Raw genomic sequence first — 24,598 nt, 5'->3', positions numbered from 1 at the left:
AAGGAGCAACAATGGCACTTCCAATCCTGTTTGATTGCGATCCAGGTCATGACGACGCTATCGCAATTGTTCTCGCTCTCGCCTCCCCTGAACTGGACGTGAAAGCGATAACCTCATCTGCCGGTAACCAGACACCCGAGAAAACGCAGCGTAACGTATTACGCATGTTAACGTTGCTCAAGCGTACGGATATCCCAGTAGCTGGTGGCGCAGTGAAACCACTGATGCGCGATCTGATTATTGCCGATAACGTCCACGGCGAGAGCGGGTTGGATGGCCCGGCACTGCCGGAACCCGCTTTTGCGCCACTGGGATGTACCGCCGTGGAACTGATGGCGAAAACCCTGCGGGACAGCCCGGAACCGGTGACCATTGTCTCCACCGGCCCGCAAACTAACGTAGCATTGCTTCTGAATAGCCATCCTGAGCTGCACGCAAAAATCGCCCGTATCGTGATTATGGGCGGTGCAATGGGCCTCGGAAACTGGACCCCTGCCGCCGAGTTCAACATTTTCGTTGATCCTGAAGCCGCTGAAATCGTATTCCAGTCAGGCATTCCAGTGGTGATGGCTGGTCTGGACGTCACGCATAAAGCACAAATACACCGCGAAGATACCGAACGCTTCCGCGCTATCGGCAATCCCATTTCGACGATTGTTGCTGAACTACTCGACTTCTTCTTTGAATATCACAAAGATGAAAAATGGGGATTCATCGGTGCACCGCTGCATGACCCATGCACCATTGCATGGCTGCTGAAACCTGAACTGTTTACCACCGTTGAACGCTGGGTTGGCGTGGAAACACAGGGTAAATACACCCAGGGAATGACCGTAGTGGACTATTACTTCCTGAGCGGCAATAAGCCAAACGCCACCGTGATGGTCGATGTGGATCGCCAGGGGTTTGTCGATTTGTTGGCAGAACGGCTGAAGTTTTACGCCTAATACACGCCGGATGGCGCTAACGCTTATCCGGCCTACAAAATCGTGCAATTTGTAGGCCGGATAAGACGCTTTGCGTCGCCATCCGGCAATAAGCGATTACGGCTCAAACGGTCGGCGCTGGAACTGATCGTGTCCGCATTTCGGACACAGCGGTAACACATCTGGGGTGTAGACCGCTAAATGGAAGTGGCACTTCTCGCAGACCAGGTTACCCAGCCCAACCACCTCGCCGCTGTGATAAACCCCGTGATGACTGAGGTCCTGGAACACTTCGCGCCATTCGAGCTGCGTTTTATCAGTGATATCGGCCAGTTCCTGCCAGATACTCTCTTTGATCACCCGCATAAAGACGCTGTCAGTCTCCTCATCGAGGCTTTCTTCATAGCTCAGAGCAAACTCTTCCAGGTCACGTCTGACGGCCCGGGTAAGTTCTTCCACCTCGGTTCGCGTTAACTCCCCGGTCTGCATAACTCGTTGACGCGCCTGCTCCACCAACGCATCGATATCGCGTTCGCCGTTACGTAGACGTTCGCTCAGTGAAGCCACCAGTTCACGGTAATATTGAGCAACCTTGTTCATCGCTTCGCCTCCTGGGTCGTTAACTGTCTATAATAATAGACGTTATTTACGCTACGCTTTGCAAGACTGTCCACAGAGTGTGTAAATTCGTGCAAGAATTATCCTTGCGGGAATTCAACGCTGAATGCGCGAAAGGCTGTTTTGGCGCGGGCGTTTGGGCTATGCTATGCGGATCTGAAACACCACATCTAGAGCTACGTTTGTAGCTGTATTGAAAACAGGACCACTGGCTGCCATGCAAGAGCAATACCGCCCGGAAGAGATAGAATCCAAAGTACAGCTTCACTGGGATGAGAAGCGCACATTTGAAGTTACCGAAGACGAGAGCAAAGAGAAGTATTACTGCCTGTCTATGCTTCCCTATCCTTCTGGTCGACTACACATGGGCCACGTACGTAACTACACCATCGGTGACGTGATCGCCCGCTACCAGCGTATGCTGGGCAAAAACGTACTGCAGCCAATTGGCTGGGATGCGTTCGGCCTTCCTGCGGAAGGCGCTGCGGTTAAAAACAACACTGCCCCGGCTCCGTGGACGTACGACAACATCGCCTACATGAAAAACCAGCTCAAAATGCTGGGTTTCGGTTACGACTGGAGCCGTGAGCTGGCGACCTGCACCCCAGAATACTACCGTTGGGAACAGAAATTCTTCACCGAGCTGTACAAAAAAGGCCTGGTGTATAAGAAAACGTCTGCGGTCAACTGGTGCCCGAACGACCAGACCGTACTGGCGAACGAACAGGTTATCGACGGCTGCTGCTGGCGTTGCGATACCAAAGTTGAGCGTAAAGAGATCCCGCAATGGTTCATTAAAATCACCGCCTACGCTGACGAACTGCTGCGCGACCTGGATAATTTAGATCACTGGCCTGACACCGTGAAAACGATGCAGCGCAACTGGATTGGCCGTTCTGAAGGCGTGGAAATCACCTTTGATGTGAACAGTTACGACAACACGCTGACCGTTTACACCACCCGCCCGGACACCTTTATGGGTGCGACCTACCTGGCCGTTGCCGCAGGTCACCCGCTGGCGCAGAAAGCCGCTGCAAATAATCCTGAACTGGCCGCCTTCATTGACGAATGCCGCAACACCAAGGTTGCAGAAGCTGAAATGGCGACCATGGAGAAAAAAGGCGTCGACACTGGCTTTAAAGCCGTTCACCCACTGACTGGCGAAGAGATCCCCGTTTGGGCAGCAAACTTCGTTCTGATGGAATACGGTACGGGCGCAGTCATGGCCGTTCCGGGCCACGATCAGCGCGATTACGAATTTGCCACCAAATATGGCCTGACCATCAAGCCGGTAATTCTGACCGCTGAAGGCGCAGAGCCGGACCTGTCTGAACAGGCACTGACCGAAAAAGGTGTGCTGTTTAACTCCGGTGAGTTTGATGGCCTCGACTTCGAAGCTGCCTTCAACGCCATTGCTGACAAGCTGGTCGCGAAAGGCGTGGGTGAGCGTAAAGTGAACTTCCGTCTGCGTGATTGGGGGGTTTCCCGTCAGCGTTACTGGGGCGCGCCGATTCCGATGGTGACGCTGGAAGACGGTACCGTACTGCCAACCCCAGAAGACCAACTGCCGGTTATTCTGCCGGAAGACGTGGTTATGGACGGCATCACCAGCCCGATCAAAGCCGATCCTGAGTGGGCGAAAACCACCGTTAACGGCATGCCTGCGCTGCGTGAAACCGACACCTTCGATACCTTTATGGAGTCGTCCTGGTACTACGCGCGCTACACCTGCCCGCAGTATCAAGAAGGTATGCTGGATTCCGACGCCGCTAACTACTGGCTGCCGGTTGATATCTACATTGGCGGTATTGAACATGCCATCATGCACCTGCTCTACTTCCGCTTCTTCCACAAACTGATGCGCGACGCAGGCATGGTCAACTCTGACGAACCGGCTAAACAGCTGCTGTGTCAGGGTATGGTGCTGGCCGATGCGTTCTACTACGTTGGCGCAAACGGCGAGCGTAACTGGGTTTCTCCGGTTGATGCCATCGTCGAACGCGACGAAAAAGGTCGTATCGTGAAGGCGAAGGATGCCGAAGGTCATGAACTGGTGTATACCGGCATGAGCAAGATGTCCAAGTCGAAAAACAACGGCATCGACCCGCAGGTGATGGTTGAACGTTACGGCGCGGACACCGTGCGCCTGTTCATGATGTTCGCCTCTCCGGCTGACATGACCCTGGAATGGCAGGAATCCGGCGTTGAAGGGGCGAACCGCTTCCTGAAACGTGTATGGAAACTGGTTTACGAACATACTTCTCAGGGGGATGTTGCTGCCCTGAACGTTGATGCGCTGAGCGAAGATCAAAAAGCGCTGCGTCGCGACGTGCACAAAACCATTGCTAAAGTCACCGATGATATCGGTCGTCGTCAGACCTTTAACACCGCCATTGCGGCGATTATGGAACTGATGAACAAGCTGGCGAAAGCACCGCAGGAAGACGAACAAGACAGAGCCCTGATGCAGGAAGCGTTACTCGCTGTTGTACGCATGCTCAACCCGTTCACCCCGCACGTTTGCTTCACCCTGTGGCAGGCGCTGAAAGGCGAAGGCGATATCGACAACGCGCCGTGGCCGGTGGCGGACGAAGCGGCAATGGTTGAAGACTCAACGCTGGTTGTGGTTCAGGTAAACGGCAAAGTACGTGGCAAAATCACCGTTCCGGTAAACGCCACTGAAGAACAGGTTCGTGAACGTGCTGGCCAGGAGCATCTGGTGGCAAAATATCTTGATGGCGTTACCGTGCGTAAAGTGATTTATGTACCGGGTAAACTCCTCAATCTGGTCGTTGGCTAAGCGCGGGAGGAAGCGTGCGACTTCTGACAACATTGTTGTTATCTCTGGCGGTGCTTGTCACCGCCGGGTGTGGCTGGCATCTGCGTAGTACTACGCAGGTTCCACCCTCAATGAAAACCATGATTCTGAACACTGGCGATCCGAACGGCCCGTTAAGCCGCGCGGTTCGTAATCAGCTGCGTCTGAACGGCGTTACGCTGCTTGAAGACGGTTCAATGCGTAAAGATGTAACGTCCTTACGACTGGGAGATGTGAGTCTCTCAAAGGATACGGCGTCGGTATTCCAGAATGGTCAAACGGCTGAATACCAGATGGTGATGTCCGTAAGAGCTACTGTGCTGATTCCAGGTCATGATATTTACCCTATCAGCGCCAAAGTTTATCGTTCATTCTTTGATAACTCTCAGGCTGCACTGGCGAAGGATAACGAGCAGGACATGATCATCAAAGAGATGTATGACAAAGCGGCTGAACAGCTAATTCGTAAGCTGCCAAGCGTACATCTGGCCGATACTCAGTCATCCAATGCTGATGCTGAACCTGCGGTGAATAATGCTGCAACGCCAGCGTCATCTCCGGCGCGTGTCTCCACCACGCTGGGTAACTGATGCTCAAGTTGTACCCTGAACAACTCCGCGCACAGCTCAATGAAGGGCTGCGCGCGGCTTACTTACTGTTAGGTAACGATCCCCTATTAGTGCAGGAAAGCCAGGATGCCGTCCGTCTGGCTGCCGCAACGCAAGGGTTCGAAGAACATCACGCTTTCACCCTGGACAACAGCACCGACTGGGGGGAAATCTTTTCACTCTGCCAGGCGATGAGCCTGTTTGCCAGTCGTCAAACCCTGCTTCTTCAGTTGCCTGAAAATGGCCCCAATGCCGCCATTAACGAACAGCTCGCTTCACTCGTCACGCTGTTACATGACGATCTGCTGCTGATTGTTCGCGGCAACAAACTCACCAAAGCGCAGGAAAACGCTGCCTGGTATACCGGACTAGCGAACAACGCAGTTCAGGTAAGCTGCCAGACCCCGGAGCAAGCACAGCTCCCACGCTGGGTCGCTGCCAGGGCGAAACTTAACAACCTGCATCTCGATGACGCAGCCAATCAGCTGTTGTGCTATTGCTATGAAGGTAATCTGTTGGCGCTGGCGCAAGCGCTGGAACGGTTAGCGCTGCTTTGGCCTGATGGCAAGCTAACGCTACCTCGCGTGGAAAAAGCCGTTAATGATGCCGCGCACTTTACCCCGTTCCACTGGGTAGATGCGCTACTGATGGGCAAAAGCAAACGCGCGCTGCACATTCTGCAACAGCTACGCCTGGAAGGCAGTGAGCCGGTTATTTTGCTGCGTACGATACAGCGAGAATTGCTGCTGCTGGTTAACTTAAAACGGCAGTCGGCCCACACGCCTTTGCGCACGTTGTTTGATAAACACCGGGTGTGGCAAAATCGACGCGGCATGATGGGCGATGCGCTAAACCGGCTGAGTCCGGCGCAGCTGCGTCAGGCGGTAACGCTGTTAACGCGTACGGAAATTACGCTTAAACAAGACTATGGTCAGTCAGTGTGGGCAGAACTTGAGGGGCTTTCCCTTTTGCTCTGTCATAAATCGCTGGCCGATGTTTTTATTGATGGTTGATATGAAATCATTGCAGGCTCTGTTCGGTGGCACCTTTGATCCGGTGCATTATGGTCATCTTAAACCGGTTGAAATTCTGGCGAATCTGATTGGCCTTTCCCGGGTCATCATCATGCCCAATAACGTGCCGCCACATCGTGCGCAGCCCGAAGCGTCCGGTGAGCAACGTAAGCGCATGGTTGAATTGGCCATTGCTGATAAGCCGCTGTTTTCCCTGGACGAACGCGAACTGAAACGCGATACCGCCTCCTACACCGCACAAACGCTAAAAGAGTGGCGCGAGGAGCAAGGCCCGAACGTACCGTTAGCGTTTATCATTGGTCAGGATTCGCTGCTTACCTTCCCTTCGTGGCATGACTACCACACGATTCTGGATAATACCCATCTTATCGTGTGCCGACGTCCGGGCTATCCGCTCGAAATGGCGCAGGAAAAGCACCAGCAATGGCTGGAGGATCATCTGACCCATTCACCAGATGACCTGCACAACCTGCCTTGCGGAAAAATTTACCTGGCCGAAACGCCATGGTTCAACATCTCTGCCACGCTCATCCGCGAGCGCCTGGAAAAAGGCGAGCCGTGTGACGACCTGATGCCAGGCGCAGTGCTAGACTATATCAATCAGCAGGGGTTATATCGCTAAGCACCTTGCGTAAGGCCGTCAACAGGCGGTTATTCTCTTCCAGGCTGCGAACAGCAACCCGATAGTAGCGTGCATCCAACCCTGGATAATTAGCACAACTGCGGATCAGGACATGTTGTTCCAGCAACGCATGTTGCAAATCAATATCCGCACGATCGCAGCGTAATAAACGATAATTTGCCCGACCGGAATACACCGTCAGGCCGGGCAAATCCTGCAACTGTTGATCAAATCGCGCTCCCTCTTGCTCCAGCCATTTCCACGTCGCCTGTTGGTAAGCGTTATCGCCTAAGATAATCTCGCCTGCCAGTGCTGCAAACGCATTTATTGACCACGGCATTTGTCGGCTGCGCATCTGTGCAACGGCCTGTTCGTTACTGTTGACCAGATATCCCAGACGCAGTCCCGGTATCGCATAGAATTTGGTCAGCGATCGCAGTACCCAAATATGTGGGTTCTCGTGGAGTAGTGGGATAAATCCCGATTCGCCGGCAATAAAATCGATAAACGCTTCATCAAGGATCAGAGTGACCCCAAGCCGCTCACAACGTGTGGCAATCTCGCGCAGCAGGCGTGTATCGGGCAGTAACCCGGTGGGATTGTTGGGTGTACAGAGAAACAGGCAGTCCAGCTCTGAAGTTAACGCATCGAGAATCGCATCGGTAAGCTGCCAGCCATCCTCTTCGCGTAACGCAAACTCATGTATGGTACAGTCTCCCCATTGCAGTGCCCGACGATATTCCGCAAACCCGGGCGTTACGATCATCGCGTGGCGTGGCTTCAGGCCATGCACGATGGCGAAAATGGACTCAGTCTCACCGTTTCCGGCAAGTATCCACGAGGCCGGAATCTGATGATGTTCCGCCAGCGCCGCATGCAGTTGTGCGTACTCAACATCCGGGTACCGCTCCGCGCAGTCTATATTGTCGATAATTGCGCGTTTTAAATTTTCCGGCATACCCAGCGGGTTAATATTCGCGCTAAAATCCAGCAATTGTTCTGGCGAGATGCCCAACAATTCGGCAGCTTCTCGGGTATTGCCGCCATGCGCGCTCTTCAATAAAGACATCGTGCCGCTCCACGTAAAAAAGAGTATTTTAGTGAAAAATCTCTGCGCAATCAGGGCAAACATCATATTTTGTGCGAATAGCCTCACGAGGAAAACATGAGACTCTGGTTAGTACGTCATGGAGAAACCGAAGCCAATGTTGCGGGTTTATACAGCGGCCACGCCCCCACACCGCTAACGGAACGGGGGATCGCTCAGGCACAAACGCTGGGTACGCTGTTACGCAATGTCCCTGTCGACAACGTTTTGTGCAGCGAGCTGGAACGCGCCCGCCATACAACACAGTTGATCTTAGGCGATCGCGAGGTTCCTGTACGCAAAATACCTGAGCTTAATGAGATGTTTTTTGGCGACTGGGAAATGCGCCACCATCGCGATCTTGCGCGCGAAGACGCCGAAAATTATGCCGTGTGGTGCAACGACTGGCAGAATGCGACACCCACTAATGGCGAGGGTTTTCAGGCATTTTCTCAACGCGTTGAACGTTTTATTACCCAACTTGCTGACTATAAAGCGTGCCAAAACCTGCTGGTGGTAAGCCATCAGGGGGTACTGAGCGTGATGATCACCCGACTGTTGTCCATGCCGGCATCAGCAATGTGGCATTTCCGCGTCGAACAAGGCTGCTGGAGCGCGATTGATTTTTGTGATGATTTTGCGGTTCTGAAAGTACTTAACAGCCGCGCCGTATGGCGCGAAGGTGAATGAAAGCGCTGTTTTTTCTGTCGAAGGGCCTCTCTCCCATTGACACCCCATGACAGGCTGTTATTCTCCGCAACCTGACTTTTCCCGCCCTTCAGAGCTTTGCAGAAATTGTTTTACAAAAATGGCGATGCATTCTGTGGCGTGGGGTGGGATGATAGCGCACTTCAAAAGCGCTTTCGGAGACATTTGTCCCGATATCGCCTCTGGTTCAGATATACTAACAGACGTTTTTAACTCTTTTCACCCAGGGGGAACACTTGCAGGGTAAAGCACTCCAGGATTTTGTAATCGACAAAATTGATGACCTGAAAGGTCAAGACATCATCGCCTTAGACGTTCAGGGCAAATCCAGCATCACTGATTGCATGATTATCTGCACCGGCACATCCAGCCGTCACGTTATGTCTATCGCAGATCACGTTGTTCAGGAATCCCGCACTGCTGGCCTGCTGCCGCTTGGCGTGGAAGGCGAGAATGTTGCTGACTGGATCGTCGTTGACCTCGGCGATGTGATTGTCCACGTAATGCAGGAAGAGAGCCGTCGCCTGTATGAACTGGAAAAACTCTGGAGTTAATGCGTGAAGCTGCAACTTGTCGCTGTGGGTACGAAAATGCCAGATTGGGTGCAAACCGGATTTACCGAGTATCTGCGTCGGTTTCCGAAAGATATGCCCTTTGAGCTGATCGAAATCCCGGCAGGAAAACGCGGCAAGAACGCGGACATTAAACGCATTCTCGACAAAGAGGGTGAGCAGATGCTGGCTGCCGCCGGCAAAAACCGCATCGTCACCCTTGATATCCCCGGGAAACCCTGGGACACGCCGCAGCTGGCGACCGAACTGGAGCGCTGGAAACTGGACGGTCGTGACGTCAGCCTGCTGATTGGCGGGCCGGAAGGTCTCTCTCCCGCCTGTAAAGCGGCAGCGGAACAAAGCTGGTCACTCTCTGCATTAACCCTTCCTCACCCACTTGTTCGGGTTCTGGTAGCGGAGAGTCTGTACAGGGCGTGGAGCATTACCACCAACCATCCTTATCACCGTGAGTGATCATTGATTCTTGAGTAGATTAAGCAGCGGATGAAACTACAGAATTCTTTTCGCGACTATTCGGCTGAGTCCGCGCTGTTTGTGCGCCGGGCGCTGGTCGCTTTTTTGGGGATTTTGCTGCTCACCGGCGTGCTAATCGCCAACCTTTATAATCTGCAAATCGTTCGTTTCACTGATTACCAGACGCGCTCGAACGAAAACCGCATCAAACTCGTCCCTATCGCGCCAAGTCGCGGCATTATTTATGACCGCAACGGCATTCCGCTCGCCCTTAACCGCACCATTTATCAAATTGAAATGATGCCGGAAAAGGTCGACAACATTCAGGATACGCTCGACGCGCTGCGCAATGTCGTAGACCTGACGGACGACGATATTGCCGCCTTTAAAAAAGAGCGCGCCCGTTCACACCGTTTCACCTCTATTCCGGTAAAAACCAATCTGACTGAAGTTCAGGTCGCACGGTTTGCCGTAAATCAATATCGCTTTCCAGGCGTCGAAGTTAAAGGCTATAAACGCCGCTATTACCCCTACGGCTCAGCGCTGACCCACGTGATTGGCTACGTATCGAAGATCAACGATAAAGACGTGGACCGCCTGGACAAAGACGGCAAGCTGGCTAACTACGCGGCGACACACGACATCGGCAAGCTGGGTATTGAACGTTATTACGAAGACGTCCTTCACGGGCAGACCGGTTATGAAGAAGTTGAAGTGAACAACCGCGGCCGCGTCATTCGCCAGTTGAAAGAAGTGGCGCCGCAGGCCGGGCACGATATCTATCTCACTCTGGATTTGAAACTCCAGCAGTACATTGAAACGCTACTGGCGGGTAGTCGTGCCGCCGTGGTGGTTACCGACCCGCGTACCGGCGGCGTTCTGGCGCTGGTATCCATGCCGAGCTACGACCCGAACCTGTTTGTGGATGGCATCTCCAGCAAAGATTACTCCGGGTTGCTCAATGACCCGAATACCCCATTGGTTAACCGCGCCACGCAGGGCGTTTACCCTCCAGCTTCGACGGTAAAACCTTACGTCGCGGTTTCTGCGCTCAGCGCGGGCGTTATAACGCGCAATACCGGCCTGTTCGATCCGGGCTGGTGGCAGCTACCGGGCTCAGAAAAACGTTATCGCGACTGGAAAAAGTGGGGGCACGGCCATCTGAACATCACCCGTTCTCTGGAAGAGTCCGCGGATACGTTTTTCTATCAAATCGCCTATGATATGGGGATAGACCGGCTTTCAGAGTGGATGAGCAAGTTTGGCTACGGCCAATATACGGGCATCGATCTTGCCGAAGAACGTTCCGGCAACATGCCAACCCGCGAGTGGAAGCAAAAACGGTTTAAAAAACCATGGTACCAGGGTGATACCATTCCGGTCGGCATCGGTCAGGGTTACTGGACAGCAACCCCTATCCAGATGAGTAAAGCGCTGATGATCCTTATCAACGACGGTTTGGTAAAAGTTCCGCATCTGCTGATGAGCACGGCAGAGGATGGCAAGCAGGTGCCGTGGGTACAGCCGCACGAACCGCCCGTTGGCGATATTCATTCCGGTTATTGGGAAATCGCGAAAGACGGTATGTACGGTGTCGCGAACCGCCCTAACGGCACTGCGCACAAATATTTTGCAGGCGCGCCTTACAAAATTGCGGCGAAATCTGGTACCGCGCAGGTCTTTGGCCTGAAAGCCAATGAAACCTATAACGCACATAAGATCGCCGAGCGTTTACGTGACCACAAGCTGATGACGGCCTTTGCCCCCTATGATAAACCCCAGGTTGCTGTCGCCATGATCCTTGAAAACGGCGGCGCGGGCCCGGCAGTGGGTACCATTATGCGCCAAATCCTTGACCACATTATGTTGGGCGACAACAACACCAATCTGCCTGCAGAAAACCCCGCGGTTGCAGCAGCGGAGGACCAATAATCGTGACGGATAATCCGAACAAAAAAACATTCTGGGACAAAATCCATATTGATCCCACAATGTTGCTTATTTTGCTGGCCCTGCTGGTCTACAGCTCGCTGGTCATCTGGAGCGCCAGCGGCCAGGATATTGGCATGATGGAGCGCAAAGTCGGCCAGATCGCAATGGGCCTGGTGATCATGGTCGTGATGGCGCAAATTCCGCCCCGGGTTTATGAGGGCTGGGCGCCCTATCTCTATATCTTCTGCATTATTCTGTTGGTGGCGGTAGACGCCTTCGGCGCCATTTCCAAAGGCGCGCAGCGCTGGCTGGATTTAGGTATTGTGCGTTTTCAGCCCTCAGAAATCGCCAAAATCGCCGTGCCGCTGATGGTCGCACGTTTTATTAACCGTGACGTCTGTCCTCCGTCGCTAAAAAATACCGCCATTGCGCTGGTACTAATTTTTATGCCCACGTTACTGGTCGCCGCCCAGCCTGACCTCGGCACCTCAATTCTGGTTGCCCTTTCCGGTCTGTTTGTCCTGTTCCTTTCAGGTTTGAGCTGGCGATTAATCGGTGTTGCGGTGGTTCTGGTCGCGGCGTTTATCCCGATACTGTGGTTCTTCCTGATGCATGACTACCAGCGTCAGCGCGTCATGATGTTGCTCGACCCGGAAACCGATCCTCTTGGCGCGGGTTATCACATCATTCAGTCTAAAATTGCCATTGGCTCTGGCGGGCTACGCGGCAAGGGCTGGCTGCACGGTACGCAGTCACAGCTTGAGTTTTTACCCGAGCGCCACACTGACTTTATCTTCGCGGTCTTAGCAGAAGAGCTGGGTCTGGTGGGGATCTTGATTCTGCTGACGCTGTACATTTTGCTGATTATGCGCGGATTATGGATCGCTGCTCGCGCACAAACCACCTTTGGTCGCGTCATGGCGGGTGGTTTAATGTTGATATTATTCGTTTATGTCTTCGTAAATATTGGTATGGTGAGCGGTATTCTGCCCGTGGTTGGGGTTCCTCTCCCACTGGTCAGTTACGGAGGCTCGGCACTTATCGTGCTGATGGCCGGGTTCGGGATTGTTATGTCGATCCACACCCATAGAAAAATGTTGTCGAAAAGCGTGTAAGGGGTACGCAATGCGTAAGCAGTGGCTTGGTATCTGCATCGCAGCAGGAATGCTCGCGGCGTGTTCGAGTGATGATGGTCAGCAACAGGTTGCTGTCGCGCCGCAGCCTGCGGTGTGTAATGGTCCGATTGTTGAAATCAGCGGGGCCGATCCGCGCTTTGAACCCCTGAACCCAACGGCGAATCAGGACTACCAACGTGATGGTAAAAGCTACAAAATAGTCCAGGATCCCTCCCGCTTTAGCCAGGCTGGGCTTGCCGCTATCTATGATGCGGAACCCGGAAGCAACTTAACCGCGTCTGGCGAAGCGTTCGACCCGATGCAGTTGACCGCTGCGCACCCGACGCTGCCAATCCCAAGCTATGCCAGAATTACCAACCTGGCAAACGGCAGGATGATCGTCGTACGCATTAACGATCGCGGCCCATATGGCAACGATCGTGTGATTTCACTTTCGCGTGCCGCCGCCGATCGTCTGAACACGTCCAATAACACAAAAGTACGTATCGACCCGATCATCGTCGCCCAGGATGGCTCATTGTCCGGACCGGGTATGGCATGTACTACGGTCGCGAAACAAACTTATGCTCTGCCCGCGCGTCCTGATTTAAGCGGTGGCGGTAATATGGGAAGCATGCCTTCGCCAACGGATGCAGGTCAGCCGCAAGGCGATATTCGTCCAATCAGCAATTCCACGCTGAAAAGCGATGATACAACCGGTGCGCCAGTGAACAGCAGTGGATTCCTCGGTGCGCCGACCACGCTCGCTGCGGGCGTGCTGGAAGGTAGCGAGCCGACTCCGGCACCGCAATCAACCAACACCACACCGACAACGCCAACTGCACCAGCAGCAACACCAGCAGCCGTTGCAGCGCCAGCGGCAACCGCTAACGGACGCTTCGTGGTGCAGGTTGGCGCAGTCAGCGAGCAATCGCGCGCGCAGCAGTATCAAAAACGTTTAAGCCAGCAGTTTGGCGTCCCAGGTCGGGTGGTACAAAACGGCGCTGTCTGGCGTATCCAGATGGGGCCGTTCGCCAGCAAAGCTGAAGCCTCCACATTGCAGCAGCGTCTTCAATCCGAGGCGCAATTACAGTCCTTCATCACCGGCGTGTAATAACGTAAATCAGGCATCTGAACTGTCAGTTTCTGTAAATGACATTAACAAAGTCACGCGGAAAGTCAGATGCCTGCCAGTTATGCATTTGCTATAGTAGGGCACTTTTTTTAATTTCATCACGGACGTCGTAGTTCAGACCATGAAGACCACTTTTTCCGCTCGTTTCGTGCAGCGTATGGCGCTCACCGCGGCTCTCTGCGCAGCCTCTCTCTCTGCTGCCCATGCCGATGACCTGAATATTAAAACCATGATCCCGGGCGTTCCGCAGATCGATGCGGAGTCGTATATCCTGATTGATTACAATTCAGGTAAAGTTCTCGCAGAACAGAACGCCGACACTCGCCGCGACCCCGCCAGTCTGACCAAAATGATGACCAGCTACGTCATCGGCCAGGCGATGAAAGCCGGGAAATTTAAAGAAACCGATCTGGTCACCGTCGGCAATGACGCATGGGCTACAGGCAACCCGGTCTTTAAAGGTTCATCGCTGATGTTCCTCAAGCCAGGCATGCAGGTTCCTGTTTCTCAGCTGATCCGTGGTATCAACTTGCAATCCGGGAACGACGCGTGCGTGGCGATGGCGGACTTCGCCGCAGGTAGCCAGGATGCTTTCGTCGGTCTGATGAACAGCTATGTGAATGCGCTGGGCCTGAAAAATACCCACTTCCAGACCGTTCACGGTCTCGATGCTGACGGCCAGTACAGTTCTGCCCGCGATATGGCGATGATTGGCCAGGCACTCATTCGTGACGTGCCTAACGAATACTCTATCTATAAAGAAAAAGAGTTCACTTTTAACGGCATTCGTCAGTTAAACCGTAACGGCCTGCTGTGGGATAACAGCCTGAATGTCGACGGTATCAAAACCGGTCATACCGATAAGGCTGGCTATAACCTCGTTGCATCCGCAACCGAAGGCCAGATGCGTCTGATCTCCGCCGTCATGGGTGGTCGTACCTATAAAGGCCGCGAAACCGAAAGTAAAAAACTGCTGACCTGGGGCTTCCGTTTCTTCGAGACCGTGAATCCGCTGAAAGTAGGTAAAGAATTTGCCTCAGAACCTGCCTGGTTTGGTAACACCGATCGTGCATCGTTAGGCGTTGATAAAGATGTCTATCTGACCATTCCGCGCGGCCGCATGAAAGATCTGAAAGCAAGCTATGTGCTGAACACCACGGAACTGCATGCACCGCTGCAGAAAAACCAGGTTGTCGGCACCATCAACTTCCAGTTGGATGGCAAAACCATTGAGCAGCGCCCGCTGGTGGTCCTGCAGGAAATCCCGGAAGGCAACTTCTTTGGGAAAATCATTGATTACATTAAATTAATGTTCCATCACTGGTTTGGCTAAAAATCGAACACTTGAAAGTGTGATTTACGTCCCCATATACTAGGTATCCAGATAACTCCCACGCGCTGTGGGAGTTATTATTTATTGATGTAACGCCGGAGCTGACATGAAAACCAAACTTAACGAACTGCTTGAATTCCCTACTCCATTTACTTACAAAGTAATGGGGCAGGCGTTGCCTGAGCTGGTTGATCAGGTGGTTGAAGTGGTACAGCGCCATGCGCCAGGTGATTACTCTCCGACGGTAAAACCGAGCAGCAAAGGCAACTACCACTCGGTCTCTATCACCATTACTGCTACGCACATTGAGCAGGTTGAAACGCTGTACGAAGAATTAGGTAATATCGATATCGTACGCATGGTGCTGTAAAAACCTGTCGGTTACCCGCTGCATCCCCGCTCGGGTAACCTCTCCCTCCTGTGATATACTTTCCTCCCTCTTTTATATTCTCTACTCTATGTGAGTATCTACGGAGATTCCGTTTTGTATCAGGATAAAATTCGGGTCCGCCAGCTCGGTCTTCAACCTTACGAGCCAGTCTCTCTGGCCATGCATGAATTTACCGATACCCGCGATGAAAACAGTCATGATGAAATCTGGCTGGTAGAGCATTATCCTGTCTTTACTCAGGGTCAGGCAGGTAAAGCAGAACACGTACTGATGCCCGGAGATATTCCGGTGATCCAGAGCGATCGTGGCGGCCAGGTGACCTATCACGGGCTGGGCCAGCAGGTCATGTATGTGCTGTTGAACCTGAAGCGTCGTAAACTTGGCGTTCGCGAACTGGTTACGCTGCTGGAGCAAACCGTCGTCAATACCCTTGCGGAAATCGGCATTGACGCCCACCCGCGAGCCGATGCGCCTGGCGTATACGTTGGTGAGAAGAAAATCTGCTCTTTGGGGTTACGTATTCGTAAAGGATGTTCTTTTCACGGGTTAGCGCTCAACGTGGATATGGACCTGTCGCCTTTCCTGCGTATTAATCCTTGTGGTTATGCCGGAATGGAGATGGCGAAGGTATCGCAGTGGGATAGCACTGCCACGACCGCGAGCATTCGCCCACGCCTGCTGGCCAACATTCTGACGCTGTTGGGTAACCCACCGCACGAGTACATCGTGGACTGAAAATCTGTACATACTTTGCCACGGCATATGTTGTGGCAAATGGCACAAAACAACAACTATTTTACATTTTGCCAGCCTGTCAGGCTGCTTTCTGGCCCGTTTCAATGATATACTGCGTATCAATAATTCAAAAATAGTTGATAAATGCAACATTCCCTTGAATTGAAACGCTTTCCTTCGTAATTCGCAACTGGAACACGCAAGCTATGAGTAAACCCATTGTGATGGAACGCGGTGTTAAATACCGCGATGCCGATAAGATGGCTCTTATCCCGGTTAAAAATGTGGCAACAGAGCGTGAAGCCCTGCTGCGTAAACCGGAATGGATGAAAATAAAACTGCCAGCGGACTCCACTCGCATCCAGGGCATCAAAGCGGCAATGCGCAAAAACGGCCTGCACTCTGTCTGCGAAGAAGCTTCCTGCCCTAACCTGGCTGAATGTTTCAATCACGGAACCGCAACCTTTATGATCCTCGGCGCAATCTGTACTCGCCGTTGCCCATTCTGTGACGTTGCCCATGGCCGTCCGGTTGCTCCTGATGCTAACGAACCATTAAAACTGGCTCAGACGATTGCGGACATGGCTCTGCGCTATGTCGTCATTACCTCCGTTGACCGTGACGATCTGCGTGACGGCGGCGCTCAGCACTTTGCCGACTGCATCACCGCTATTCGTGAGAAAAGTCCGTCGATTAAAATCGAAACGCTGGTGCCTGACTTCCGTGGTCGTATGGATCGCGCGCTGGATATCCTCACAGCCACGCCGCCGGACGTGTTTAACCACAACCTCGAAAACGTACCGCGTATTTATCGCAATGTACGCCCAGGGGCTGACTACAACTGGTCATTGAAGCTTCTGGAACGTTTCAAAGAAGCGCACCCGGAGATCCCAACCAAGTCGGGTCTGATGGTGGGTCTGGGCGAAACCAATGCTGAAATCATTGAGGTCATGCGCGACCTGCGCAGCCATGGCGTGACCATGCTGACGCTGGGGCAGTATTTACAGCCAAGTCGTCATCACCTGCCGGTTCAACGCTATGTAAGCCCGGATGAGTTCGATGAGATGAAAGCCGAAGCGATGGCAATGGGCTTTACCCATGCTGCTTGTGGTCCATTCGTTCGCTCGTCCTACCATGCTGACATGCAGGCCAAAGGGCTGGAAGTAAAGTAATCGTGTAATACTCACTTACATATCAGCAATAAAAAACCGGCAAATCGCCGGTTTTTTTCATGCAGAGTTTGCAGTATGAGCATCATGCTCCTGACATTACTCTTTATGAGAAAGCTTCTCAGCCTGAACGCTACCATCAGCCTCTTTCTTGGCATCGGCATTATCGTCGTTCATTGCTTTCTTGAAGCCCTTGATTGCCGTCCCCAGGTCTCCACCCAGTGTACGTAACTTCTTGGTACCAAACAGCAGAACAACCAGTGCGGCAACCACCAGCAGTTTGGTAATACTAATCTCACCCATAGATACCTTCTTCACTTAAACCAGGCTGCATAAAGCGCCATATTAACCTGAGAATATTAACGGCCTTTCGACGCGCGCACACAATAGCAATCTGTAACAAGGTGAATCAAGCCTTGTTTAAAAAAACGTCATAATAATTGCGGTGGCGCAAAGCGCCGGTTAGCTAACACCGGAAGTTGTGCTCTGACCTGCCTCACCCGCTCGGCGGAAACCTCGGCCATAATGAGTGCGGGCGTTTCTGCTGCGGCGGCAATGGTCACGCCAAAGGGATCGATGACCCGACTTTGGCCGATGTTCTTGTTACCGCACTCTCCGGCCGCAATCAGGTAGCAAGTTGCATCTAACGCTCTTGCAGCCAAAAGCGTAGCCCAGTGATGCTCTTTTAGCGATCCTCGCACCCAGGCCGCGGGTAAAACGAGGATCTCGGCCCCCTGCAACGCGTGCGCCAGCGCCAGCTCAGGGAAGCGCAGGTCATAGCAGGTCATTAGCCCTACTTTTAATCCGTCTACGTCCAGCAGCGGCGCTATGGCGTCCCCTGCGTCCACATTACGTGATTCCTGAATCGAAAAGGCATCATAAAGATGTAATTTCGCGTAATGGGCCACGACCTGACCTGCCCGTAGCGCCACCAGCATATTAAACGCCCGGCCAGGCACAGAGGGGACATGAATGGTCAGGATTGTCGTCATCTCATTTTGCGCGCTTTCTCGCAACAAACGCGTCAGAAACCCACCTTCCAACAGCTGGGCTGATTTCACTGACAGGTCAGGGTCAAAATCGTCACGCGCCAGCAAAGCCTCCGGTAATACCAGCAGCGATGCCCCCTCGCCTGCTGCCTGAGACATCAGTAAGGCACAGGTTTCTGCATTTTTTTCCCATGATGGTCCCACGGCAAATTGCCCTGCAGCAACGAACATATTCCCTCCAGAAAACTTTGTTAAGCTCGCCAACAATGATTATTCAGCGTTACACTCACCCTCTATACAATCAAATAGCAGGATTACGCAGTGTTACAACTCCTTTTAGCGGTTTTTATCGGTGGTGGTACGGGTAGCGTAGCAAGATGGATGTTAAGCATGCGGTTTAATCCGCTGCACCAGGCCATCCCATTCGGTACGCTGGCGGCAAACTTACTTGGCGCATTTATCATTGGTATGGGTCTGGCATGGTTTAATCGCATGACACACATTGATCCAATGTGGAAGGTGTTGATTACCACCGGGTTCTGCGGGGGGCTGACAACATTCTCCACCTTCTCGGCTGAGGTGGTATTTTTACTGCAGGAAGGACGCTTTGGCTGGGCTATGGTGAATGTGCTGGTTAATCTGCTGGGATCATTTGCGATGACCGCCCTCGCATTCTGGCTGGTTTCTGCCTCTTCCGCACATTAAAACGAAAAAAACCCGCAATTAAGCGGGTTTTGAATGCTTGCTGTCGTATGCTTACAGAGCGATTACGTTTGCAGCAGAAGGGCCTTTGGCACCGTTAGTGATTTCGAACTCTACACGCTGACCTTCAGCCAGAGTTTTAAAACCATTGGTCTGGATTGCAGAGAAGTGTACGAACACGTCTTTGCTGCCATCTTCCGGAGTAATGAAACCGAATCCTTTGGACTCATTAAACCACTTAACGTTACCTTTAATCTTAGACATCAAAATTACCTTTACATGAAAAATAGACACAAATGCTGTGTCGGGTATCAGTACAACAATTGTGATGCACTTTGTCCAGTCGAACTTTATCAAAAAGTGATAAATGTCGCGTTATTTTTCAGTCAAACTTCATATCCATTTGTTTTTGAAACATTTTTCAACAAACCACCTGACAAAGCAGGTAACCTATCAAAACTGGAAACGCATCCAGGCGAAGTAGACATTGCCGTTGTTATACGTTCCTGGAATGTAGGTCATCTGAAACGTTGCCGGACCATAGCCAATTGATGCCAGCGGCAACAGCACGGGTACCGGAATGTAGTTCCAGTTATCGCGAGCGGTAAAACCGGCGGTAAAACCGAGACCTGTATGGAAGTTTTCATCCGCCAGCGGTCGCCAGGTTTTTTCCCAGCCATAGCCGCCGATCGGTTCCCATTTATTGTAGGAATCCTTAAAGGCCATAATATAGAGTCCGTGCCAGTTACCTTTATCATCCCAACGGGATTGACCAAATCCTGCCCCCCATGGGCGTTCATTGTAGCGATCCGTTTTTTCTTTATCGTAGGCAAAACGCGCATGCCAGGTAATAGCAGGTACATACAGATCGTAATGTTCCGGCTGCTGCCAGGTTTCGCGAACATTATCTTTAAAAGTAGCAAACCAGCCTTTATCTTCAGCAGCGCCCTGGGGAATGAAAGCTAACTGAATAAAAAGAAATGAAAAAATGAGAAAATATCGTTTAGCGACAATCACAACTTAATTACCATCCTGGGATTTATTATTAATTGTAGCAAATCCAACCTTAATGTTAGCTTAACAAAAATGCGCTGATAAAAAATCAGAATAATCCTCAGCCGATAATCTTTAAGATTATTATCCCTTTATTTACTGAGCCTTATCATTGGAACTATTTTCTCTTTATTGCCAATAAATTGTGCTTTGCTGCGGAAAAAGTTAAATAACATCACAATAAATTAACAATTAATAATCAATATAGATACAAACAACACACACCGGCGCTGCGCTTCACAGTTTTTTATTGTGAAATTCTTTTTTTTACCGCGATGCAGAAAAAACGGCTTAACCATCGGTTGAATCCGTATTTTTATTGATTTCAATCAGCAAGAGTTATCGGTTTATTAGGCACATTCTGTCACCACTTTTTACTTTTTTTAGTTTTTTTACTTTCTGGGCAGCAATGCGACAGGGGAAACAATGTTGACATTTATTGAACTCCTTATTGGGGTTGTGGTTATTGTGGGTGTAGCGCGCTACATCATTAAAGGTTATTCCGCAACGGGCGTACTGTTTGTTGGCGGTCTGGTTTTACTGATTATCAGTGCTCTGATGGGCCATAAAGTTTTACCGTCCAGCGCGGAGACAACGGGCTATACGGCAACAGATATTGTTGAATATATTAAAATTTTGCTGATGAGCCGTGGTGGCGATCTAGGCATGATGATTATGATGCTGTGTGGTTTTGCCGCCTATATGACCCATATTGGCGCAAACGATATGGTGGTTAAGCTGGCATCCAAGCCATTGCAGTATATCAACTCACCTTATCTGTTGATGATTGCCGCCTATTTTGTCGCCTGCCTGATGTCCCTGGCGGTTTCTTCCGCAACCGGCCTGGGCGTATTGCTGATGGCAACATTGTTCCCGGTCATGGTTAACGTTGGGATCAGTCGTGGTGCCGCAGCGGCCATTTGTGCCTCCCCTGCCGCAATCATTCTTTCCCCGACATCCGGTGACGTGGTGCTGGCTGCCAAAGCCGCAGAAATGCCGCTGATCGATTTCGCGTTTAAAACCACGTTGCCAATTTCCATAGCCGCCATTATTGCTATGGCGTTTGCCCACTTTTTCTGGCAGCGTTATCTGGATAAAAAAGAGAACATTTCTCATGAAATGTTAGATGTGGCTGAAATCACCACTACCGCCCCGTCATTTTACGCCATCCTGCCGTTTACCCCGATCGTTGGCGTCCTGATTTTTGATGGTAAATGGGGTCCACAGCTGCACATCATTACGATTCTGGTGCTGTGCATGCTTATTGCTGCGGTACTGGAGTTCGTACGTGGATTCAACACCCAGAAAGTTTTCTCGGGCCTGGAAGTCGCCTACCGGGGCATGGCGGATGCCTTTGCAAACGTAGTGATGTTGTTAGTCGCTGCCGGTGTTTTTGCCCAGGGTCTGAGCACAATCGGCTTTATCCAGAGTCTGATTTCCATCGCCACCTCGTTTGGCTCAGCGAGCATTATTCTGATGATGGTGCTGGTGATCCTGACTATGCTGGCGGCAATGACCACGGGCTCCGGTAACGCCCCGTTCTATGCCTTCGTAGAGATGATCCCCAAACTGGCGCATTCTTCCGGCATTAACCCGGCTTACCTTGTAATCCCAATGCTGCAGGCCTCAAACCTCGGACGCACAATTTCTCCGGTCTCCGGCGTGGTGGTTGCGGTTGCAGGTATGGCGAAGATTTCTCCGTTCGAAGTGGTGAAACGTACCTCGGTTCCGGTCCTGGTTGGACTGCTGGTGGTGATTATCGCCACGGAAGTTATGGTACCTGGCTCTTCTTCAGCCGTCGTTGGCAACTGATATTCAGTGAAATGTAGGCCGGATAAGGCATTTACGCCGCATCCGGCATTTAAACCGTACCGTTGCCGGATATCGATGCTAAAGCATCTTATCCGGCCTACGTCAGAAATCAGCATTTAGCCGCCGTGATAAATACGCTGCGGTCTCCCTACCTTACCGTGAATAATCTCCGCAATAATCAAATGACGACTGGCACAGTATTCCAGGTAGCGCCTGGAGGTGGTACGGCTGATAGTAAGCGCCTGGGCGATCGTTTCCGCAGTATGATGTACCGTCGGATCGGCAAATAATTTCAATACCGCATTCAGCGTTAAGGCGTCAATCCCGGTCGGCAAATCGCCTTTCGGCTCGCCGCGCGCGTAGGCATTGAACATTTCATCAATCTGCTTTTGGCTGGCGCTGTCATTACCAGCCAGCATGCGTCTGCGCTGTTGGTAGCGCGTCAGCGTCTGCCCCAGACGCTCGTAAGCAATGGGTTTGACCAGATAATCAAACGCGCCACTGCGCACCGCCTCGGAGACCGTTTCCATATCGCTGGCCGCTGTGGTAAACACCACGCCGCCCGGATAGCGCGCCTGGGTTAGCTCATGCAACAAAGTAATTCCCTTGCCGTCCGGCAAGTAGTTGTCGAGCAGTATCAGACCAGGCTTAAAACGCTCAATCATCATCCTCGCCTGCGCAAGATTACCCGCCAGCCATATCTGGCTGAAGCCGGGTATATGGCGGATATATTCAGCATGCATTTCCGCCAGTAGCGTTTCATCCTCAACGATCAACAGCGTTAATGGTTCCGTCATTATTTTTTTTCACTTTCGGAAGAAATAAAGAAAATAAAGTGCCGCAAGGGGAATTATCTTCGAGCGTAATCACCCCGTTACAGCGCCTCACATAACTTGCAATCAGATACAAACCGATGCCATGTTCACCGGGTTCATCGGTACGGGTGCTCACACCCTGTTCAAATATTTTTTCACGCAATGCTTCCGGCACACCGCACCCCTGATCGGCAACTTCGATGATGACGTCATCCCCTTCATCGCTCAAATAGAGTTCGACAACCTTGTTACCTTGCTGGGTGCGCAAGCTCGCTTCAAATGCATTATCAAGCAGATTGCCAACAATTGCTGCAAACTCTGTGCTGTCCAGTCCCTCGGGAAGTTGATGCAGTTGGCTGCCAGGAACGATGGTCATGGTAAGGCCCAGTTCCCGTGCGCGCTGCACCTTGCCAAACAACAGACCTGCTACCTGACGATCGGCAAACGCGCCGCGCAGACTGTCAATCAGTTGCTGTTGCGCCTGTGACTCCCCCTGAACCATTGCCAAAACGCGGTCATATTCTTTCATTTGCAGCAGGCCATTAATGGTCGACATCCAGTTCAGGTGCTCATGACGCAGCGTTCTCAGGCTCTCTACATACTGTTTGATCTGCGTTAATTGCGCATTGAGGGTGGCAATTTCATCTTTACTGCGAAAACTGATAATTGCGCCGAGCAGTTCATCGCCAGAGCGAATCGCCTCACGGTTGGCGATAACGCTCAGGCCATTAAAGTTCACCATTGCGTCCTGACGTTGTTCCGCAATCTGTTGGGTAAAAAAGTCTGCTGGCTGAACCACCTCATTAACCGGTTTTCCCAGCCACTTTCGCCCTGGTGAAGACAGCCCCAGCATTTTTCTCGCGCTGCGGTTTATTGCCGTGATATAGCCATCAGGATCCACAGCAATCAATCCTTCATACACCGAGCTGAATAGCGCTTCCTGCTGACGCACCACCCGCGCGATTTGTTTAGGCTCCATCCCCAGCATCTGGCGGCGGATGTGGGCGGCAAAAAACCAGGAGAGCAGCATAAGAACCAGCAAGAGCAGGATAAATACGCCCGCCATTGGCAGCAAAAAGTCCGATCGCCAGCTATCGATTTTACTGATCAGATAGCCAATTGAGACCACACCAATGATTTTGCCATCGTCATCAAATATAGGGGTTTTGGCCCGCATCGCCATCCCGATCGACCCTTTGCCGGTAATAAAGTAGCTCTCTCCTTTTTCCAGTGCGCCGGGTTTAGTGAACTGCATCGGGTAGCCAATTTTTTCCGGATTCGGATGATAAAGACGGATAGAGTTGGTATCTCCGATAACGACATAGTCGAAGTCTGTCCCGCTTTGCAGTTTGTCGGCAATGGTCGCCAGACGCTTGTAGTCACGATGCTTCACCGCCGTGATGATGCTGTCGTTAGAAGCGATGATTTTGGCCTGGTTCATTGCCATATCACGGACATGTGACGCCAGATAATCTTCAAAGCTGGCGGTAAAATACTGCGCTAGCGCGGCGATAATAAAAACGGAAACGACCAAAATAAGCAGAAAGATACGCAACGGAAACGCCAGGCTGCGAAAAAAAGGAAACCGTGTTTTATTTTTATGTTCTGCCATCACCTTTTCCTCACCAACGTTAACAAAAACTTATTTCTCATTGTAGTTGTAATTAAAATGTTCTATTTACAAGTCACGGTATAAAACAGGATCGTTGCAGATTCCCCACCTTAAATCAATTAAACAAATAAAAACCACACGCCATCTTGGGATTAAATTAATTAAAAAACTTAAAACCATAAAACACATTAAAACCTTCTAACTTATTGTGAAATAAATCAAAATTTACCTCCAAAATACCCCTTACGATGTATACAGCAGGGAAAAAAAGAAATACTCCGTAATAAAAAACAATTCCCTTCAATTGAAAACAAAACGTTATCAGGTTGCTAAACAGAGCAACAAAAACAGAAACCCAG

25 protein-coding genes are annotated in these 24,598 nt (G+C 51.5%); 17 read left to right on the top strand and 8 right to left on the bottom strand.

What is annotated here, in order from left to right; translation table 11 throughout:
* Window positions 1-11: 11 nt before the first annotated feature.
* Window positions 12-947, top strand: coding sequence for a pyrimidine-specific ribonucleoside hydrolase RihA (rihA, locus tag E1B03_RS08380; RefSeq protein WP_103768780.1), 936 nt, complete (start codon window positions 12-14; stop codon window positions 945-947).
* A gap of 96 nt (window positions 948-1,043) precedes the next feature.
* Here the strand turns inward: rihA and E1B03_RS08375 are convergent, their stop codons facing one another.
* The gene (locus E1B03_RS08375) at window positions 1,044-1,526 is read right to left on the bottom strand and encodes a zinc ribbon-containing protein (RefSeq protein ID WP_003022748.1); all 483 of its coding nucleotides are present in this window, start codon (window positions 1,524-1,526) and stop codon (window positions 1,044-1,046) included.
* Between the two features lie 235 nt (window positions 1,527-1,761).
* On the opposite strand from E1B03_RS08375, the gene leuS reads away from it, so the two are divergent.
* From leuS to nadD, 4 genes are read left to right on the top strand one after another with little or no spacing between them, the layout of a single operon-like run.
* Window positions 1,762-4,344, top strand: a complete 2,583-nt coding sequence (leuS, locus tag E1B03_RS08370; RefSeq protein ID WP_133086039.1) for a leucine--tRNA ligase — start codon at window positions 1,762-1,764, stop codon at window positions 4,342-4,344.
* A gap of 14 nt (window positions 4,345-4,358) precedes the next feature.
* Complete coding sequence (lptE, locus tag E1B03_RS08365) at window positions 4,359-4,952, top strand: LPS assembly lipoprotein LptE (protein ID WP_103768778.1); 594 nt, start codon at window positions 4,359-4,361, stop codon at window positions 4,950-4,952.
* Entirely contained in the window at window positions 4,952-5,983 is a 1,032-nt protein-coding gene (holA, locus tag E1B03_RS08360; RefSeq protein ID WP_103768777.1) for a DNA polymerase III subunit delta, read from the top strand. Before lptE ends, holA begins: the two co-directional genes overlap by 1 nt.
* A gap of 1 nt (window position 5,984) precedes the next feature.
* Complete coding sequence (gene nadD, locus E1B03_RS08355) at window positions 5,985-6,626, top strand: nicotinate-nucleotide adenylyltransferase (protein ID WP_103769008.1); 642 nt, start codon at window positions 5,985-5,987, stop codon at window positions 6,624-6,626.
* Here the strand turns inward: nadD and cobD are convergent.
* Window positions 6,601-7,695 (bottom strand): threonine-phosphate decarboxylase CobD, encoded by a 1,095-nt coding sequence (cobD, locus tag E1B03_RS08350; protein WP_133086038.1) that lies wholly within the window; start codon window positions 7,693-7,695, stop codon window positions 6,601-6,603. The two genes, nadD and cobD, sit on opposite strands and share 26 nt — an antisense overlap.
* A gap of 96 nt (window positions 7,696-7,791) precedes the next feature.
* Here cobD and E1B03_RS08345 point away from each other — a divergent pair, with 96 nt between their 5' ends.
* The 10 genes from E1B03_RS08345 to lipA all read left to right on the top strand — a co-directional run bounded on the left by E1B03_RS08345 (window position 7,792) and on the right by lipA (window position 17,259).
* On the top strand, window positions 7,792-8,403 hold the full coding sequence (locus tag E1B03_RS08345) for an adenosylcobalamin/alpha-ribazole phosphatase (protein WP_133086037.1): 612 nt from the start codon (window positions 7,792-7,794) through the stop codon (window positions 8,401-8,403).
* A gap of 254 nt (window positions 8,404-8,657) precedes the next feature.
* On the top strand, window positions 8,658-8,975 hold the full coding sequence (gene rsfS, locus E1B03_RS08340) for a ribosome silencing factor (protein WP_003022728.1): 318 nt from the start codon (window positions 8,658-8,660) through the stop codon (window positions 8,973-8,975).
* Window positions 8,976-8,978: 3 nt separating this feature from the next.
* Window positions 8,979-9,446: a 23S rRNA (pseudouridine(1915)-N(3))-methyltransferase RlmH gene (gene rlmH / locus E1B03_RS08335; RefSeq protein ID WP_003022725.1), complete on the top strand. Its 468-nt coding sequence runs from the start codon at window positions 8,979-8,981 to the stop codon at window positions 9,444-9,446.
* A 30-nt stretch (window positions 9,447-9,476) separates the two neighbouring features.
* Window positions 9,477-11,378 carry a peptidoglycan DD-transpeptidase MrdA gene (mrdA, locus tag E1B03_RS08330; protein WP_043015570.1) on the top strand — a complete coding sequence of 634 codons (1,902 nt, stop codon included), beginning with the start codon at window positions 9,477-9,479 and terminating at the stop codon, window positions 11,376-11,378.
* 2 nt (window positions 11,379-11,380) lie between these two features.
* Entirely contained in the window at window positions 11,381-12,493 is a 1,113-nt protein-coding gene (gene mrdB / locus E1B03_RS08325; protein WP_006685529.1) for a peptidoglycan glycosyltransferase MrdB, read from the top strand.
* A gap of 10 nt (window positions 12,494-12,503) precedes the next feature.
* Window positions 12,504-13,607: an endolytic peptidoglycan transglycosylase RlpA gene (rlpA, locus tag E1B03_RS08320; protein WP_133086036.1), complete on the top strand. Its 1,104-nt coding sequence runs from the start codon at window positions 12,504-12,506 to the stop codon at window positions 13,605-13,607.
* 142 nt (window positions 13,608-13,749) lie between these two features.
* Window positions 13,750-14,961 (top strand): D-alanyl-D-alanine carboxypeptidase DacA, encoded by a 1,212-nt coding sequence (gene dacA / locus E1B03_RS08315; RefSeq protein ID WP_003022711.1) that lies wholly within the window; start codon window positions 13,750-13,752, stop codon window positions 14,959-14,961.
* 106 nt (window positions 14,962-15,067) lie between these two features.
* Window positions 15,068-15,331 (top strand): DUF493 family protein YbeD, encoded by a 264-nt coding sequence (ybeD, locus tag E1B03_RS08310; protein ID WP_003022706.1) that lies wholly within the window; start codon window positions 15,068-15,070, stop codon window positions 15,329-15,331.
* A 114-nt stretch (window positions 15,332-15,445) separates the two neighbouring features.
* Window positions 15,446-16,087, top strand: coding sequence for a lipoyl(octanoyl) transferase LipB (gene lipB, locus E1B03_RS08305; RefSeq protein ID WP_133086035.1), 642 nt, complete (start codon window positions 15,446-15,448; stop codon window positions 16,085-16,087).
* Between the two features lie 206 nt (window positions 16,088-16,293).
* On the top strand, window positions 16,294-17,259 hold the full coding sequence (gene lipA, locus E1B03_RS08300; RefSeq protein ID WP_003022702.1) for a lipoyl synthase: 966 nt from the start codon (window positions 16,294-16,296) through the stop codon (window positions 17,257-17,259).
* A 96-nt stretch (window positions 17,260-17,355) separates the two neighbouring features.
* On the opposite strand, the gene tatE is transcribed toward lipA, so the two are convergent.
* Complete coding sequence (tatE, locus tag E1B03_RS08295; protein WP_016152230.1) at window positions 17,356-17,559, bottom strand: twin-arginine translocase subunit TatE; 204 nt, start codon at window positions 17,557-17,559, stop codon at window positions 17,356-17,358.
* 128 nt (window positions 17,560-17,687) lie between these two features.
* Window positions 17,688-18,476 carry a deaminated glutathione amidase gene (locus E1B03_RS08290; protein ID WP_103768773.1) on the bottom strand — a complete coding sequence of 263 codons (789 nt, stop codon included), beginning with the start codon at window positions 18,474-18,476 and terminating at the stop codon, window positions 17,688-17,690.
* A gap of 90 nt (window positions 18,477-18,566) precedes the next feature.
* On the opposite strand from E1B03_RS08290, the gene crcB reads away from it, so the two are divergent.
* Window positions 18,567-18,950 carry a fluoride efflux transporter CrcB gene (gene crcB / locus E1B03_RS08285; RefSeq protein ID WP_103768772.1) on the top strand — a complete coding sequence of 128 codons (384 nt, stop codon included), beginning with the start codon at window positions 18,567-18,569 and terminating at the stop codon, window positions 18,948-18,950.
* Between the two features lie 51 nt (window positions 18,951-19,001).
* Here crcB and cspE read toward each other — a convergent pair whose 3' ends face one another.
* Both cspE and pagP read right to left on the bottom strand, forming a co-directional pair.
* Window positions 19,002-19,211, bottom strand: a complete 210-nt coding sequence (gene cspE / locus E1B03_RS08280; protein ID WP_000034825.1) for a transcription antiterminator/RNA stability regulator CspE — start codon at window positions 19,209-19,211, stop codon at window positions 19,002-19,004.
* Between the two features lie 189 nt (window positions 19,212-19,400).
* Entirely contained in the window at window positions 19,401-19,964 is a 564-nt protein-coding gene (gene pagP / locus E1B03_RS08275) for a lipid IV(A) palmitoyltransferase PagP (RefSeq protein ID WP_103768771.1), read from the bottom strand.
* Between the two features lie 462 nt (window positions 19,965-20,426).
* Here pagP and dcuC point away from each other — a divergent pair, with 462 nt between their 5' ends.
* Window positions 20,427-21,812: an anaerobic C4-dicarboxylate transporter DcuC gene (dcuC, locus tag E1B03_RS08270; RefSeq protein ID WP_133086034.1), complete on the top strand. Its 1,386-nt coding sequence runs from the start codon at window positions 20,427-20,429 to the stop codon at window positions 21,810-21,812.
* 116 nt (window positions 21,813-21,928) lie between these two features.
* Here the strand turns inward: dcuC and dpiA are convergent, their stop codons facing one another.
* Together dpiA and dpiB are read right to left on the bottom strand one after the other, a co-directional pair.
* Window positions 21,929-22,609: a two-component response regulator DpiA gene (gene dpiA / locus E1B03_RS08265; RefSeq protein ID WP_003831279.1), complete on the bottom strand. Its 681-nt coding sequence runs from the start codon at window positions 22,607-22,609 to the stop codon at window positions 21,929-21,931.
* Window positions 22,578-24,239: a sensor histidine kinase DpiB gene (dpiB, locus tag E1B03_RS08260; protein WP_103768768.1), complete on the bottom strand. Its 1,662-nt coding sequence runs from the start codon at window positions 24,237-24,239 to the stop codon at window positions 22,578-22,580. The genes dpiA and dpiB overlap by 32 nt, the downstream gene beginning before the upstream one ends.
* Window positions 24,240-24,598 lie beyond the last annotated feature (359 nt).

The sequence above is a fragment of the Citrobacter arsenatis genome (assembly GCF_004353845.1).
Lineage (GTDB): Bacteria > Pseudomonadota > Gammaproteobacteria > Enterobacterales > Enterobacteriaceae > Citrobacter > Citrobacter arsenatis.
Note: the sequence above shows the minus strand (reverse complement) of the source record. Positions and strands in the feature narration are given on the sequence as shown.